This window comes from Amycolatopsis sp. NPDC051903 (assembly GCF_044452505.1).
GTDB lineage: Bacteria > Actinomycetota > Actinomycetes > Mycobacteriales > Pseudonocardiaceae > Amycolatopsis.
This window is the reverse complement of record NZ_JBITBT010000012.1, coordinates 166,774-182,150: the sequence shown is the minus strand read 5'-3', so window position 1 is coordinate 182,150 and position 15,377 is coordinate 166,774. Positions and strand designations below refer to the sequence as shown.

The window sequence follows — 15,377 nt, the reverse complement described above, 5'->3', positions numbered from 1 at the left end:
CGCCCCCCCGCCCTCGCCCGGGCCCCCGGTTGGCCCGACGTGGGCGGCCCGCCCGGAAGGGTTTGGGTTTTTTGATCCCGGGGCGGGGGGGGCCCCCCCCCCCCCCCCCCCCCGGCCCTCTGGTCTAGTGTCGAACTCTGACGTGCCCGGAACGGGCCCGAGTGTTCCCGCTCGCGGCTTCGGCCAGGTACCGTCAGTGGCAGTGCGTGAAGCTCCGGGACGGTCGGGCTCAGACCGGAGCGGCAAGACGGTGTCAGGCGCGCAACCGCGCGCCGGAGGGGACGAGGTCAACGGCCATGGCACGGATCGGTGACGGCGGCGACCTGCTGAAGTGTTCTTTCTGCGGGAAGAGCCAGAAGCAGGTGAAGAAGCTCATTGCCGGCCCCGGGGTCTACATCTGCGATGAGTGCATCGACCTCTGCAACGAGATCATCGAAGAGGAGCTGGCCGAAGCCGGCGACGTGAAGCTCGACGAGCTGCCGAAGCCCGCCGACATCCACGAGTTCCTCGAGCAGTACATCATCGGCCAGGACGACGCGAAGAAGACGCTCGCGGTCGCGGTGTACAACCACTACAAGCGCATCCAGGCCGACGACAAGGCCGGGCCGAAGGACTCCAAGGACGAGCTCGTCGAACTCGCGAAGTCCAACATCCTGATGCTCGGCCCCACGGGTACCGGCAAGACCTACCTGGCCCAGACGCTGGCGAAGCTGCTCAACGTGCCGTTCGCCATCGCGGACGCCACGGCGCTCACCGAGGCGGGCTACGTCGGCGAGGACGTCGAGAACATCCTCCTCAAGCTGATCCAGGCCGCCGACTACGACGTGAAGCGCGCCGAGACGGGCATCATCTACATCGACGAGGTCGACAAGATCGCCCGCAAGTCGGAGAACCCGTCGATCACGCGCGACGTATCGGGCGAGGGCGTGCAGCAGGCGCTGCTGAAGATCCTCGAGGGCACCACGGCGTCGGTGCCGCCGCAGGGCGGGCGCAAGCACCCGCACCAGGAGTTCATCCAGATCGACACGACGAACGTGTTGTTCATCGTGGCCGGCGCGTTCGCGGGTCTGGAAAAGATCATCAACGAGCGCGTCGGCAAGCGCGGCCTCGGTTTCGGCGCGGAGATCCGCACCAAGGCCGAGATCGAGGGCAGCGACGTCTTCTCCGAGACGATGCCCGAGGACCTGATCAAGTTCGGCCTGATCCCGGAGTTCATCGGCCGCCTCCCGGTGGTCGCGACGGTGAACCACCTGGACAAGGACTCGCTGGTCTCGATCCTCACGCAGCCCCGCAACGCCCTGGTGAAGCAGTACAAGAAGCTCTTCGAGATGGACAACGTGGAGCTCGAGTTCACCAAGACGGCGCTCGAGGCCATCGCCGACCAGGCGATGCTGCGCGGCACGGGTGCCCGCGGGCTCCGCGCGATCATGGAGGAAGTCCTCCAGCCGGTCATGTACGACATCCCCAGCCGCGACGACGTGGCCAAGGTCGTGATCACCGAGCAGACCGTGCGCGAGAACGTGAACCCGACGATCGTCGCGCGCCAGCCGTCGCGGCGCACCCGAAGCGAACGTGGTGAGAAGTCGGCCTGAGCCGTTCACCGCTCGGGGTGAGCCGTTTGCAGGAGTCCGCCGCCAGGGTGTTCGCGGCACGCGCGATAATGAAGTGGATGACAACCGTGCCGCTGACCAGAGCCCCGGGGGAGCACCCCAAGACCGACGCTGCCGTGCCGTCGGACGCCCCGGCCACCGAGCCGACCGACGGACCGCTGACCCCGTCGGTCGGCATCGTCGAGCTGAGCGAGCGCGTGGTCGCCTCCATCCTGGGGCGGTGCCCGTGGCTCTACCGCGCCGGCACGATCACCCTGGCGGTGTTCTCGGCGGTGTGCCTGGTGGCGATCGCCACGCGGCTCTCGGCGCTGCCGCTGATCCCGATCCCGCTCTTCGCGCTCGCCTGGTACTTCCTGCGGTTCTTGCGCGCCGCGGACACCCGCCGTCTCCAGTTGCGGTGGGCGCTGCTCACCGCACTGGCGACGATGGTCGGCTTCTGGCTGGTGTCGGTCGTGGCTCGCTGGGTGTCTTCCTGACGGTTGCCGGGACCTCGCGGCACAACCTGGGCGCTGGTGCGCTCAGGTTTTTTCATGCCCGTTGACGTGCGTGCGCTTGCTCCAAAACTGACGGTGGTTGAGGCCGGCGATGGCTGGGCGCGTGTAGAGGGCGGTGCGGGCTCGGTGGTGGTCGTAGTGGTGCCGGGATCCGGGGGGTGTGGGCTCGGTGGCGTGAACTGGTGAAGGGCTCGGGGTGGGCCCATTCTTCGTCGAGTGTGGGCTGAAGCGTTCGGCGTTGCCGTTGTTCTGGGTCGGTGGCGGCGGGTGAAGCGGGTCTGGGCCCCGAGGCCGGGCTCGGCGGCGAGGCGGGTGACGGGGCGGCCCGCGCGGACACGCTCCCTCAGCAACGGGCGCCCGTGCTGGTCAACCGGGCATTACGGTGAGACAGGAAGACCTCCGTTGTGATCGGTGATGGCGTCGGACACCGGCACCGTCTGAATCATGATCAACTCGGCGCGCCGCTCATCCACGTCAACAACCTCACAGGGCACGACTGCTAGCTCGCGTTCGGTGATTCCGCCGGCACCGCCGCAGCCGGGCGGGTCCGACGCAGGCGGACGGGGTGCAGTTCGGCCGCCGGGCGGATCCGGCGCAGGACCGCGGCCGAACCGAACACGACCAGCAGGTTGAGCGCCAGGGCGATGAGCCCGCGGTTGACGCCCGCGACCTGGGCGAAACCGGCCGCCTGCAGGCCCAGCGCCAGCGCCAGGCCGCAGATCAGGCCGGCGCAGACGGAGGCGGCCGGGACGCGTTTGGCGAACAGCACGACCAGCCAGGCCGGGACGACCTGGGCGCCGATGGCGTAGGCGAAGGCGAGCACGTTCAGGATCAGGCTCTGCACGGTGACCGCCAGGATCGCCGAGAGGACGAGGAACGCCGCCACGCTGAGCGTGACCCCGATCCGCTGCCGGTCGCGGCGCACGGCGGGCAGCAGGTTGCGGAACAGCACGCCGCCGAAGCCGAGCGCGAGCACCGCGAGGTGGAGCAGGCCGGTCAGCGACGCGGCGCCCGCGGCGAGTCCGACGAGCGCGTCGGAGCCGGTGGCCCCCGCGGCCGCGGTGAAGGCTTGGTTCGGGTCGGCCAGCTTCAGGTGCGACCGGCTGAAGTAGGCGGCGAACACCAGGAGCGGGTACATCAGCATGTACAGCGGCTGCACCACGATGGTCCGCCGTACGGTGCGTTCCGAGCGGCCGGCGATGACGAAGGCGAGGCCGCCGGTCCCGAGGTAGAACGTCATCGACTGGACGACGATCGTGCTGATCGCGTAGACCATCGGCGAGCCGGACACGGTGTTCGCGCCGGCGGAGAACAGGGCCGCGGTGCCGTGGCTCTTGCCCACGACGTACACGCCGACCACGGCGACCGCGCCCAGCATGGCGACGTCCTTGAGGATGGAGATCATCGCGGGCGCCTTGATCCCGGTGAGCAGCACGTAGACCAGCGCGAGCACCACCGACACGAGCACGGTCGTGCGCGCGGACAGTTCGAAGCCGGTGGCCACCAGCGCGGCGTGCAGACCGGCGAACTGGAACTGCGCGTACGGCACCATGAACCCGACGGTCGCGACAGCCACCAGGATCTCCAGCGCGCGGCTGCCGAAGTGCGCGCGCATCACGTCGGGCACCGTCATCGCGTCGTAGCGCTTGGCCGCGCGCCACAGCAGCGGACCGGCGAAGTAGCCGATCGGGTAGGCCAGCAGGATGTACCCCATGAACCAGATGCCGTAGCCGGCGCCTTGCGCGTAGATGCCGGCGGGGAAACCGAGCAGGGTGGCGATGCTGTAGATCTCGCCGACCGACAGGAAGAACAGCAGCCAGCCGGAGAACGAGCGCCCGCCGACGAGGAACTGGGCCACGTCGACGCGGCGCATGCCCAGCCTGGTGGCCACGGCGATCGCGAGCGAGGCGACCATGAGCGAGGCGAACACGAAGACGTCCATCAGGCGCTCCTCCGGTCCGGCTCGGCGGGGGTGGCGGGCTCGTCCTCGTCGGGGCGGTGCCGGTCGAAGAAGTGCCAGCTGAGCCACAGGCACAGGCTGGTGAGCGGGATCCAGAGGAAGATCCAGAAGAACAGCAGCGGGATGCCGAACACGGTGATCGCGGTGTTCCCGATCGCCGGCAGCACCACGATGAGCGCGACGGCCGGGACGCCGAGCCCGATCAACGGGGATGCGACGCTTCCTTTCACGCGTCCTCCCCGTCGGCAGCCCACACCCGGTTCGCGCCGACCCAGGTCTGCCGGACCCCGATCCCGGCCAGCTCGCGCGGCGCCACGGTGAGGGGATCGGCGTCCAGGACCACGAAGTCGGCCAGCATGCCGGGCGCGAGCCGGCCCTTGCGGTTCTCTTCGCCCGCCGCGCATGCGGAACCCGTGGTGTACAAGGCGAGCGCTTCCCGGGCGCTGATCCGCTGGTGCGCGCCGAGCACGGTGCCGTCGGCGGCCTCACGGGTGACGCAGCTGCGCAGGGCGAGCAGGACTTCGTAGGGGCCACAAGGGAAATCGGAGGAACCGGCGGTCGGGACACCGGCGTCGAGCAGGTCCCGGTGCGCGAACATCCGGCCGACGCGCTCCCCGTAGTAGCCGGGCAGCTTCTCGCCGTGGAAGGCGACGTAACTGCCGAACGGCACCGCGACGACCCCGAGGGCCTTGATGCGCTTGAGGAGTTCGGCGTCGACGAGCGTGCAGTGCTCGACCCGGTGCCGGGCCTCGGGCCGCGGGTTGGCTCGCTGCGCGGCCTCGATCGCGTCGAGCACCAGCCCGATCGCGCGGTCGCCGTTGGCGTGCACGCACGCGGTGCTCCCGGCGTCGTGCACCCGCCGGACGTGGTCGTGCAGCTCCTCGGTGGACATCGCCTGGATGCCGTGGGAGTGGCTGTGCTCGTACGGCTCCTCCAGCAGGCAGGTGCCGCCGGCGACGGCCCCGTCGGCGATCATCTTCACCCCGCCGATCCGCAGCACGGTGTCCCCGATCCCCGTGCGCAGGCCCAGGTCCTCCAGCGCCGGCAGGAGCGGGTAGCCGAGGACGGCGTTGACCCGCAGGGTGAGTTCGCCGCGCGCGTGCGCCTCCTGCAGCAGGCGCAGGCCGCGCGCCGACGTGAGCAGATCGCCGACCGAGGTGAGGCCGGCCGCGTGCATCATCGTCAGGTAGCGGCGCAGCGCGGGCAGTGTGTCGGACAGCGTCGGCTGGGGAATCGCGCCGGTGCGCAACGGATCCATCGCCCGCTCGTAGAGGATTCCGTTCAGCCGCCCGGATTCGTCGCGGCCGAGGGTGCCGCCGCCGGGGGCGCTGCTGCCCTCGTCGTAGCCGGCGGCGCGCAGCGCGGCGGTGTTGCCGATGCCCCAGTGCATCCCGATCTGCCACACGAAGACGGGGTGGCCGGGACAAGCGGCGTCGAGCTCGTCGCGGGTGAGGGCGACGCCGCCGGTGGTCTTGGTGTGGTCGTAGCGGCTGCCCTGCACCCAGCTGCCCGCCGGGGTGCGCTCGGCCCGCTCGCGCAGCGCGGCCAGCACCTCGGCGCGCGAAGACACGGCCCCGGGCGAGAGGTCGACGCTGAGCAGCTGCTCGGCCGCGGAGCTGGGGTGCTGGTGGGCGTCGTTGAACCCGGGGACGAGGACGCGGTCGCCGAAGTCGTGGACCGTGGCGGCCGGGAAAGTCGCGCGCAAGTCCGCGAGGGGACCGGTCGCCACGATCCATTCCCCCAGCGTCGCGAACGCCGGGGGATCCGGTTCGGTCATCGCGTGGACGACCCCGGCGGTGAAGATCTGCGCGGCAGGACCGATCGGCATCCCGCACTCCTTGGTGTTGTGGGACGGAAACAGACCGGTAATGTCGCACCGCCTAAGGTCGGCCATCGCGAATTGCACGTTCCGATCAGGATGGCGGTCGCCGATGCACGAACGGACCTCCTTGGGGGAGCTCGACCTTTCGATCCTGCACGCGTTGCAGATCGCGCCGCTGGCGCCGTGGCAGGCCATCGCCGACGTGCTGCGGGTGGACCACACGACGGTGGCCCGGCGGTGGGCGCGGATGGAACAGGCCGGGTTGAGCTGGCTGGTCGGCTACTACCCGCGGCGCGACCGGCTGTGCCGGGCCGCGGTGAGCGTGCGCTGCCGGGCCGCGGACACCTGGCGGCTGGCCGCGGAGATCGCCGCGGACACGCACGCCAACAGCGTCGACGTGGTCGACGGCGACGCCGATCTGGCGCTGCGGGTCGGCGCCGTCGATCTCGAGCAGCTGGCCGGGTACGTCAACGGGCGCCTGGCGCGGCTGCCGGGTGTGCGCGACGTGCGCACCACGGTGATCACCCGCAGGTTCGAGGACGGCAGGCGGTGGCGGCTCGACGCGCTGACCCGGGAACAGGCGGCGCGGCTGACGGCATTGCACCCCGATCCGGTCGGCGACGGCGCGCCGTTCGGGCCGGAGGAGTGGTCGATGCTGGCCGTCCTCGGCCCCCGGCCCCGCTGTTCGGCGAACGAGCTCGCGGAACGCACCGGCACCAGCGCGGCCACGGCGCGCCGCCGCCGGCGCCGGATGATGCGCGACGGCACGCTCCAGGTCCGCTGCGAGGTCGCCGGCCCCGCGGCGGGCTGGCCGGTGCAGGTCAGCTTCACCGCCGGCTGCCCGGCCGAGCACCTGGCCCGCGCCGCGGCGGCGATCTGCGCCCTCCCGTCCACGCGGTCCTGCGAGGCGACCACGGGATCGAGCAACGTGCACGTGGTGTCCTGGGTGCGTGACGTCGCCGACGTCCCGCTCCTGGAGTTGACGCTGTCGGCGTGCGCGCCCGGCTTCGTCGTCACCGAGCGGTCCGTGGTCCTGGCTCCCGTCAAGCGGTTCGGCCGCCTCCTGGACCGGGCGGGGCGCCGGGTCGCGTACGTGCCGATGAACGTCTGGACCAACCGCCCGGAGCTCGGACGCTTCCCCCACGCCCCGACGCCGGTCGCGAACTGATCGGCGGGCCTACACCGCGCGGGGCACGTGCTTCCCCACGAAACTCACCAGGTTCGGCACCACCGAGTGGAAGAACGTGTCGCTGTGGATCCCCTTCGCGGTGTAGCCGACGGCGGGGTGGGTGGCCGCGATGTAGCGCCGCACGCCGGTGATGAAGGAGTCCTCCGTGCCACACCAGAGGGCGGTGGGCACGCCGCGCAGGGCGGTGAGGTGGCGCAGCGGGTCGAGCGACGTCCAGTCCAGCCGGCCCGTGAAGATGTGGCGCTTGGCCATCTCCGGCCAGGACGTGATCAACGCGGGGGAGATGGCCGCGACGGCTTCGGGGGGCTGGCGGCGTTCGACGCGGCGGCGGCCGTAGACCATGGCCCCGAAGCCGCCCATGGAGACGCCCGCGCAGGCGAACGGGAGGCCGTGCGGGCCGGCGAGGTTGCGCGCGGCCAGCCAACGGGGGACTTCTTCCAGCAGCATGGCCATGGGGTCGTCGCCGTGGTGGACCTCGTGCCAGTAGTTGTCGCCGCCGTCGACGGCGACGTAGCCGTGGGCGGGCACGACCCCGCGGCCGACGTCGGTGGCCAGCTGCTTCACCAGTCCGCTGGGGGCGGCGTAGCGGGCGCCGCCGTGCAGCCCGTGCAGCATCAGCGACATCGGCAGGCCCGCCGGCGGGTACTTGCCCGGCAACAGGAACACCAGGTCCACCATCCGCCCGCGCGCGGCTGAGAACACCCGCTCCACGCGGGTGAACCCGACTTGGGGCGACCCGACCGTCACGCCCGCCGCTCGCAGCGCCTCGCCCAGCGGCGTGACGCCCGCGGCCGTCGCGGCCGCGAGTCCGGCGACGCCGAGCGCGGCGGTGCCCGCGAAGAGCACCGAGCGGCGGCTGACCCGTTGGTTCACCCGGCCTCCCGGAAAGATCCACAAGAAGGACGCGGCTTCGTCGCGAAGCGTTGCCTCGGCCACCGCCATGGTGCTGCGTCCGTGAATACGGCGCCAGCCCCGACCCCTTGCGAATCGTTCCGTAACCGTGTTATCAATGAATAACAGTGTTACGGAAGGAGCCACGATGACCAACCAGTTCCTCGAGGACAACTTCGCCCCCGTCACCCGCGAGCACACCGCCACGCGGCTCGAGGTCACCGGCCACCTGCCCGACTTCCTCGACGGCCGCTACCTGCGCAACGGGCCCAACCCGCTGGCCGCCGACGAGGACACGTACCACTGGTTCCTCGGCGACGGCATGGTTCACGGCGTCCGCCTGCGCGACGGCCGCGCCGAGTGGTACCGCAACCGCTGGATCCGTACGCCGCACGTCGCGGGCCTGCTCGGCGAGGCGCCCGAAGCCCCCAACACGGGCATCGGCGCCAACACCAACGTGATCGGCCACGCCGGCCGCACGCTCGCCCTGATCGAAGGCGGACTGCCCGCCTACGAGCTCACCGAGGAACTCGACACCGTCGGCCAGTGCGACTTCGACGGCACGCTCCCCGGCGGCTACACGGCCCACCCGAAGCGCGACCCGCGCACCGGTGAACTCCACGCCGTGTCGTACCGCTTCGGCGTCGGCAACCGCGTGCAGTACTCGGTGATCGGCACCGACGGCCGCGCCCGGCGCGTGCTCGACATCGAGGTCACCGGGGCACCGATGATGCACGATTTCTCGCTCACCGAAAAACACGTCGTGTTCTACGACCTGCCCGTCACGTTCGACCCGCACCAGGCTCCGGCGCACGTCGACGTGCCCGACCCGCTGACGGCGCGGACCGGCCGCGGCGTCAGCTCATTGCCGTACCGGTGGAACGAGGACTACCCGGCGCGGGTCGGCGTGCTGCCGCGCGAGGGCGGCAACGGCGACGTGCGCTGGTTCGACGTCGAGCCGTGTTACGTCTTCCACCCGCTCAACGCCTACGACGACGGTCACCGCGTCGTGCTCGACGTCGTGCGTCACCCCCGCGTGTTCGACCGCGCGCTGCACGGCCCGGCCGAAGGACTGCCGACGCTCGACCGCTGGACCGTCGACCTCGCCGCGGGCAAGGTGCTCGAGGAGCGGCTCGACGACCACGGCCAGGAGTTCCCGCGCGTCGACGAACGGCTCGTCGGCCGCGCCCACCGCTACGGCTACGCGGTGGCCGTCGACGGCGAATCGCGGCTCACCGGCGCGCTGCACAAACACGACCTGCACAAGGGCAGTCTCGAACGGCACACCTTCGGTCCCGGCCGGGTGCCGGGCGAGTTCGTGTTCGTCCCGTCCCGTGTGGACGCTGCCGAAGACGACGGCGTGCTCATGGGATTCGTCTTCGACGCGGCCACCCAGCGCAGCGATCTGACGCTGCTCGACGCGGCGACGCTGGAAACCGTGGCCGCCGTGCACCTGCCCGACCGCGTGCCGCACGGCTTCCACGGAAACTGGGTCCCGGTCGGCTGAGCCGGCCGATCTAGACGAGCACCCGCTGGTCGCCGGTGTAGAGGTTCATGCTGTCGCCGCGCAGGAAACCGATGAGCGTCATGCCGTTCTCCTCGGCCAGTTCAACGGCCAAAGAGGACGGAGCGGACACGGCGGCGAGCAGGCCGATACCCGCCATGGCGGCCTTCTGCACGAGCTCGAAGGAGGCGCGGCCGGAGACCAGCAACCCCAAGTGGGGCGCGGGGATCCGGCCGTCCTGCAGGGCCCAGCCGAGCACCTTGTCCACGGCGTTGTGCCGGCCGACGTCCTCGCGCACCACTGCCAGTTCACCGTCCGGGGTGAACAGGGCCGCCGCGTGCAGCCCGCCCGTGGACTTGAAGACCTTCTGCTTGTCCCGCAACGTGTCCGGCAGCTCCGCCAGCACGTCGGTCTTGACCTCGAAGGTCGACTCGGCGGGGGAGAAGCGGCTCTTCAGCTTCACGGCGTCGAGCGCGGCTTTGCCGCAGACGCCACACGATGAGGTGGTGTAGAAGTTCCGCTCCACACCGGTTTCCGGTGGTGCGACTCCGGGTGCGAGTGTCACATCGAGCACGTTGTAGGTGTTGCGGCCCTGGTCGTCGACGCCGTCGCAGTACCGCGCCGCCGCGATGTCCTCGCGGGAGCCGAGCACACCTTCCGACAACAGGAATCCGTGTGCGAGCTCGACGTCGTGACCCGGCGTGCGCATCGTCACGGCGAGTGCCTTGCCGCCGACGCGGATCTCCAGCGGTTCCTCCGCCGCCAGCGAGTCGGGGCGGCGGCGTTCACCGGTCGCGGAGATGTGCCGGACCGGCCTGCGCACGGTCACTCTGCCCATCGGGACACCTTTCAACGGCCATTGAAGTCGATCTGCGACACCCACATGGTGCAACGTCAGGGAACAAGTAATACATTCCCTGCATCACCTCACAGTTCGGAGGAGTCTGACGATGGCCCTCGGCTTCCTGGCCCGCTCTCGTATCGTCGCACCGCCCGGCTGGACCCGTTGGTTGGTCCCACCTGCCGCGCTCTCGATACACCTGTCGATCGGTCAAGCCTACGCCTGGAGTGTATTCAAAACTCCGCTCGAGAAGACCATGCACCTGTCGGGCACTGAGTCCGGGCTGCCGTTCCAGCTCGGGATCGTGATGCTCGGCCTGTCCGCCGCGTTCGGCGGCACGCTCGTGGAGAAGAACGGCCCGCGCTGGGCCATGTTCGTCGCCACGATCTGCTTCGGCGCCGGCTTCCTGATCTCGGCGCTCGGTGTCGCGACCGGCCAGTTCTGGCTGGTGGTCGTCGGTTACGGCGGCATCGGTGGCATCGGGCTCGGCATCGGCTACATCTCACCGGTGTCGACGCTGATCAAGTGGTTCCCCGACCGGCCGGGCATGGCGACCGGCATCGCGATCATGGGCTTCGGCGGTGGCGCGCTCATCGCGTCGCCGTGGTCGTCCGCGATGCTCGGCACCGCGCCGACCGCGAGCGACATCGCCGTCGCGTTCCTGATCCACGGCATCGTCTACGCGGTGTTCATGACGATGGGTGTCCTGCTCGTGCGCGTGCCGGCCGACGGCTGGAAGCCCGCGGGCTGGGAGCCGAAGGTCGACGAGAGCAAGACGCTCATCTCCACGCACAACGTGTCGGCGGCCAACGCGCTGAAGACCCCGCAGTTCTGGTGCCTGTGGATCGTGCTCTGCCTCAACGTGACCGCGGGCATCGGCATCCTGGAGAAGGCCGCGCCGATGATCACGGACTTCTTCAAGACCACCGCGACGCCGGTCGGCACCGCGGCCGCCGCGGGCTTCGTCGCGATGCTCTCGCTCACCAACATGCTGGGCCGGTTCGTCTGGTCGACGGTCTCGGATGCGGTGGGGCGCAAGAACATCTACCGCTTCTACCTCGGTGTGGGCGCCGTGCTGTACCTGATCATCGCGCTCACCACCAACTCGTCGAAGCTGCTGTTCGTGCTCTGCGCGATGCTGATCCTCTCCTTCTACGGCGGCGGTTTCTCGACGCTGCCCGCGTACCTGAAGGACCTGTTCGGCAACTACCAGGTCGGCGCGATCCACGGCCGGCTGCTCACCGCGTGGTCGGTCGCCGGTGTGCTCGGGCCGCTGATCGTCGACGGCATCGCCGACAGCGAGAAGGCCGCCGGCAAGACCGGTCCGGACCTCTACTCGACGTCGTTCTACATCATGATCGGCCTGCTCGTGGTCGGCTTCATCGCCAACGAGTTCGTGCGGCCGGTCAAGGCCAAGTTCCACGAGCCCGTGGGCAGCACCCAGGTGGGGAGTGAGGCGTGATGAGTTCACCCGACGTCGAAGGCCGGTCGGCCGGGCGCACCGTGCTCCTGGTCATCGCCTGGTTGTGGGTGCTGGTGCCGTTCGTGTACGGCGTGTACGAGCTGATCCTGAAGGTCATCGACCTCTTCGGCGGCTGAGTCCAGCCTGTTCCGATGAGTGGGAACCTCCGGATCCACTGAAGGCCGGGTGACGAGGGCCGCGACCGCGGGCGCAGGACGCGCCGGCGGTCGCGGCCTTCGCCGCGTTCGCCGGCTTGGTCGCCGACTTCGCTGTACCTCAGCCGATCCGGTTGAGGTCGTCGTCGTGGCTAGTCTGGTGCCGGCGGCAGTGTCCGCAGGACTCTGGTGGTCGAGGATGCGGGTTTCGCGGAGAGGGCTGACCGTGGGTGAGGGCAAGCTGGAACGCGTCGACCTGGGGGAAGTTCCGTACCTTCAGGCTGTTGCGCAGATGGAAACCTGGGTCCGGCAGCGCCGGGAGGGCTTGATCGCGGATCGGCTGGTGTTGCTCACCCACCCGCCGGTCATCACCTACAGCGCGCGGACCCCGCGTCACGAACTGCCCCGCGAGACCACGGTTCCCCTGGTCGAGGTCGACCGTGGTGGCCAGGCGACCTTTCACGATCCGGGACAGCTGATCGGCTACCTGGTGATGAACCTGCGTGAGCGCGGGCCGGGGGACGTCGTGCGCTGGCTGGAGCAGGGCTTGATCACCGCGTTGGACTCGCTCGGCTTCCCGGCGGTTCGCTTCGACACCCCGCCCGGAGCACAGAGCTTGGTCGGAGTCTGGCTGTCAGAACACCGGAAAGTCGCCTCGATCGGGATGCGGATTCGCGGCGGCGTGACGAGCCACGGGTTTGCGCTCAACATCTCGCCCGACCTGGCGGCGTTCACGGCCTTCACCGCCTGCGGGCTGCCCGGGGTGGCCATGACCTCACTCGCGGAAACGGCCGCCGCAGAGGGAAAGCCCGTCCCCGCCGAGGCAGCGGTGCGAGCCGCTGTTGCGGCGGCACTCGGGGCAGCTTGACGGTCGGCGTGGTCCGGACCAGCAGCCGGCGGTGTCCCGGTTAATCACTGGACAAATGGTCAAGAGTCGTTGACCATTGCTCTCGTGACTGGGGATGACTACGTACCGCCGGACGAGACCGTCCACGTGCGGACGACCGAACAACTGCGTGCGGTCAGCAATCTCGTGCGCCACCGCGTGCTCGCCGTGCTGCGCGACGGGCCGGCGACGATCACGCAGATCGCCGCGCGGCTGGAGCTGGCGAAGGGCAGTTCGAGCTACCACGTGCGCGTGCTGGAGCGCGCGGGGCTCATCCGAGTGGTCCGGACCAACAAGGTGCGCGGCGTCGTCGAGCGCTACTACGGCATGGCGGCGAAGGTCGTCTCGCTGCCCGACCCCGCGCCCGGACAGCGGGACGTGCTGATGCAGCACGCGATCGACGACCTCGCGACCGCGCCGGAGGATTCGCCGCGCGTGGTGCGGATGAGCCACCTGCGGCTGAGCGAAGCGCGCTTCGCCGAGTTCGAACAGCGCCTGAACGAGCTGGTAGACGAGATGCACGCGGCGCGCGAACCCGGCGAAGCCGCGGCGACGGTGGCGGTGGCGTTCTTCCGGCCCGGCGAGGGGGCGGCGAGATGACGTCGATTTCTTCGCAGGGTGAACAGCTCCGGCCGAAGCTGCCGCCCGCGTTCACCCGGCTCTGGTCCGCCGCCACGATCTCGATGCTCGGCGACGGCGCGTACCAGGCGGCGTTGCCCCTGCTGGCCGTCGCGCTCAGCAGTGATCCCGTGGTGATCAGCCTGGTGTCCGTGGCGATGGTGCTGCCGCACCTCGTCGTCGGCGTCGTGGCGGGTGCGCTGGTGGACCGGTGGGACCGGCGGCGCACGATGTGGGTTTCCGACCTCGCGCAAGCGGTGTTGCTGACGCTGACGGTGGTGGCCGGCGCGTTCGGGCTGCTGGGCATCCCGGCGTTGCTGGCGCTGGCGTTCCTCGCGGGTACGGGCCAGCTCTTCTTCGAGGTCGCTTCGCAGGCCTACTTGCCCGACCTGCTGGGCCGCGACCGGACGTTGCTGCGGCGCGCCAACGGGCGCCTGCGCGGCGCGTCGACGGCCGCCGGGCAGTTCGCCGGGCCGCCGCTGGGCAGTTTCCTGTTCTCGCTGTCGCGGACGGTGCCCTTCCTGGTCGACGCGGTGTCGTTCGTGCTGAGCGCGCTGCTGATCCGGACCTTGCCGCCGGCGCCGGTTCCCGAACGCGCGCCGAGCACGTCGGTGTGGGCCGACGCGCGAGAGGGTTTCCGCTACGTCGTCCACGACAAGTTGTTGCTGGGCCTCGCGTTGCGCCCGGCGGTCGGCAATTTCGCCTTCGGCGCGGTGAGGGCCGTGCTGGTGCTGTTCGCGCGGGACGCGCTGGGACTCACCGCGGTCGGCTACGGCTTCCTGCTCGCCGCCGAGGCCGTCGGCGGGCTGCTGGGCGCGATGGTCGTGGCCGGGCCGCTCGAAAAGCTCATCGGCACCGGCACGGCGCTCACGCTCACGGCCGTCGTGGAGGGCGCGTCGGTGCTCGCCTTCGGGCTCGCGCGCAACCCGTGGCTGGCGGGCGCGCTGTTCGCCCTGTGCGGCTGCGGCATGGCGACGACGATGGTGCTCGGCTGGTCGCTGCGCCAGGTGATCGTGCCGGCCCGGCTGATGGGACGCGTCGCCGCCGCGTCCCGGCTGGTCGCGCTGTCCGCGGGTCCGCTGGGCGCGGTGCTGGGCGGCTGGCTGGCTTCGGCGGCCGGCCTGCGGGCGCCCTACCTGGCGGGCGGCGTGGTCCTGCTGACGATGACCGTGGTGACGATGAGCATGACGAGCAACGCCAAGGTGCAAGCGGCGCTGGCGCGATCCCGCGAGTCCACAGTGGACCCCTAGAGTTCCGCCAGCAACCGGCGCCGCGCCGAGCCGACGTGGTCGGCGGCGACGCGGTCGAGTTCGGCGACGTCGCCCGCGCGGATCAGCGCGGCCAGTTCGCGGTGTTCCGCGACGACGCGTGAGCGGTACTGCGAGTGGCCGAGCGACACGCGCTGCAGCTGGAACAGGAACACCTGCGAGCGCACGGCGTGCCACGCCAGCGTGAGCCTGCCGTTGCCCGCGGCTTCGTAGACGCGGTCGTGGAACGCGATGTCGAGCGCCAGCAGCCGCGGGCCGGCCGCGCCGGCGTCCACTTCGGACGCCAGGGTGGCCACGAGGTCGTCGAGAGCGGTCAGATCGGCGGCGGACGCGTGGGCGCGGGCGGTTGTCGCTGCGAGGCGGTCGAGCGCCGCGCGCACGGAATAGACCTCCTCAACGTCCTCGGGCGTCACCTCGACGACGGTGGTCGGGCGGTGCCAGCCGCCGCGGACGAGGCCCTCGCGGGCGAGCAGGGCGAGACCCTCCCGCACCGAGCCGCGGCTCACCTCGAGCGACGTGGCGAGCTCGACCTCGCGCAGCGGCGCGCCGGGCGGGAAGTGGCCGGCGAAGATCGCGTCGCGCACGCGGTCGGCCGCTTCCTCGGCCAGGCCGCGCCGCGCCGCCTTCCGCAGCGGTGTGGCGTCCATCGGTCAATGTTGACATTCGGACATGAGCAC

15 protein-coding genes are annotated in these 15,377 nt (G+C 70.6%); 9 read left to right on the top strand and 6 right to left on the bottom strand.

The features are described 5' to 3' along the window. The first annotated feature begins 296 nt into the window (after window positions 1–296). Both clpX and ACIA77_RS25410 read left to right on the top strand, forming a co-directional pair. Window positions 297–1,592: an ATP-dependent Clp protease ATP-binding subunit ClpX gene (clpX, locus tag ACIA77_RS25415; RefSeq protein WP_395888458.1), complete on the top strand. Its 1,296-nt coding sequence runs from the start codon at window positions 297–299 to the stop codon at window positions 1,590–1,592. Between the two features lie 77 nt (window positions 1,593–1,669). Next, on the top strand, window positions 1,670–2,086 hold the full coding sequence (locus ACIA77_RS25410) for a hypothetical protein (RefSeq protein ID WP_395888457.1): 417 nt from the start codon (window positions 1,670–1,672) through the stop codon (window positions 2,084–2,086). 517 nt (window positions 2,087–2,603) lie between these two features. Here the strand turns inward: ACIA77_RS25410 and ACIA77_RS25405 are convergent. From ACIA77_RS25405 to ACIA77_RS25395, 3 genes are read right to left on the bottom strand one after another with little or no spacing between them, the layout of a single operon-like run. After that, a complete protein-coding gene (locus ACIA77_RS25405) occupies window positions 2,604–4,046 on the bottom strand; it encodes a sodium:solute symporter family protein (protein WP_395888456.1) in 1,443 nt (480 codons plus the stop codon). After that, the gene (locus tag ACIA77_RS25400; RefSeq protein WP_395888455.1) at window positions 4,046–4,294 is read right to left on the bottom strand and encodes a DUF3311 domain-containing protein; all 249 of its coding nucleotides are present in this window, start codon (window positions 4,292–4,294) and stop codon (window positions 4,046–4,048) included. Before ACIA77_RS25400 ends, ACIA77_RS25405 begins: the two co-directional genes overlap by 1 nt. Continuing rightward, window positions 4,291–5,892, bottom strand: coding sequence for an amidohydrolase (locus ACIA77_RS25395; RefSeq protein WP_395888454.1), 1,602 nt, complete (start codon window positions 5,890–5,892; stop codon window positions 4,291–4,293). Before ACIA77_RS25395 ends, ACIA77_RS25400 begins: the two co-directional genes overlap by 4 nt. Before the next feature lie 103 nt (window positions 5,893–5,995). On the opposite strand from ACIA77_RS25395, the gene ACIA77_RS25390 reads away from it, so the two are divergent. Then, a complete protein-coding gene (locus ACIA77_RS25390; RefSeq protein ID WP_395888453.1) occupies window positions 5,996–7,054 on the top strand; it encodes an AsnC family transcriptional regulator in 1,059 nt (352 codons plus the stop codon). A 9-nt stretch (window positions 7,055–7,063) separates the two neighbouring features. Here the strand turns inward: ACIA77_RS25390 and ACIA77_RS25385 are convergent, their stop codons facing one another. Then, window positions 7,064–7,948 (bottom strand): alpha/beta hydrolase, encoded by an 885-nt coding sequence (locus tag ACIA77_RS25385; protein ID WP_395888452.1) that lies wholly within the window; start codon window positions 7,946–7,948, stop codon window positions 7,064–7,066. Between the two features lie 166 nt (window positions 7,949–8,114). Between ACIA77_RS25385 and ACIA77_RS25380 the strand changes: the two genes are divergently transcribed. Beyond that, complete coding sequence (locus ACIA77_RS25380) at window positions 8,115–9,473, top strand: carotenoid oxygenase family protein (RefSeq protein ID WP_395888451.1); 1,359 nt, start codon at window positions 8,115–8,117, stop codon at window positions 9,471–9,473. A 10-nt stretch (window positions 9,474–9,483) separates the two neighbouring features. Here the strand turns inward: ACIA77_RS25380 and fdhD are convergent, their stop codons facing one another. Further along, window positions 9,484–10,308 (bottom strand): formate dehydrogenase accessory sulfurtransferase FdhD, encoded by an 825-nt coding sequence (gene fdhD, locus ACIA77_RS25375; protein ID WP_395888450.1) that lies wholly within the window; start codon window positions 10,306–10,308, stop codon window positions 9,484–9,486. A 112-nt stretch (window positions 10,309–10,420) separates the two neighbouring features. Here fdhD and ACIA77_RS25370 point away from each other — a divergent pair, with 112 nt between their 5' ends. The 5 genes from ACIA77_RS25370 (at window position 10,421) to ACIA77_RS25350 (ending at window position 14,682) form a co-directional block, all read left to right on the top strand. Further along, window positions 10,421–11,773, top strand: coding sequence for an OFA family MFS transporter (locus tag ACIA77_RS25370; protein WP_395888449.1), 1,353 nt, complete (start codon window positions 10,421–10,423; stop codon window positions 11,771–11,773). Continuing rightward, the gene (locus ACIA77_RS25365; RefSeq protein ID WP_395888448.1) at window positions 11,773–11,910 is read left to right on the top strand and encodes a hypothetical protein; all 138 of its coding nucleotides are present in this window, start codon (window positions 11,773–11,775) and stop codon (window positions 11,908–11,910) included. Before ACIA77_RS25370 ends, ACIA77_RS25365 begins: the two co-directional genes overlap by 1 nt. Window positions 11,911–12,154: 244 nt before the next feature. Beyond that, window positions 12,155–12,796: a lipoyl(octanoyl) transferase LipB gene (gene lipB / locus ACIA77_RS25360; RefSeq protein WP_395888447.1), complete on the top strand. Its 642-nt coding sequence runs from the start codon at window positions 12,155–12,157 to the stop codon at window positions 12,794–12,796. An 84-nt stretch (window positions 12,797–12,880) separates the two neighbouring features. After that, entirely contained in the window at window positions 12,881–13,414 is a 534-nt protein-coding gene (locus tag ACIA77_RS25355) for an ArsR/SmtB family transcription factor (RefSeq protein WP_395888446.1), read from the top strand. Next, complete coding sequence (locus ACIA77_RS25350; protein WP_395888445.1) at window positions 13,411–14,682, top strand: MFS transporter; 1,272 nt, start codon at window positions 13,411–13,413, stop codon at window positions 14,680–14,682. The genes ACIA77_RS25355 and ACIA77_RS25350 overlap by 4 nt, the downstream gene beginning before the upstream one ends. Here ACIA77_RS25350 and ACIA77_RS25345 read toward each other — a convergent pair. After that, window positions 14,679–15,347 (bottom strand): GntR family transcriptional regulator, encoded by a 669-nt coding sequence (locus ACIA77_RS25345; RefSeq protein ID WP_395888444.1) that lies wholly within the window; start codon window positions 15,345–15,347, stop codon window positions 14,679–14,681. The two genes, ACIA77_RS25350 and ACIA77_RS25345, sit on opposite strands and share 4 nt — an antisense overlap. Window positions 15,348–15,377 lie beyond the last annotated feature (30 nt).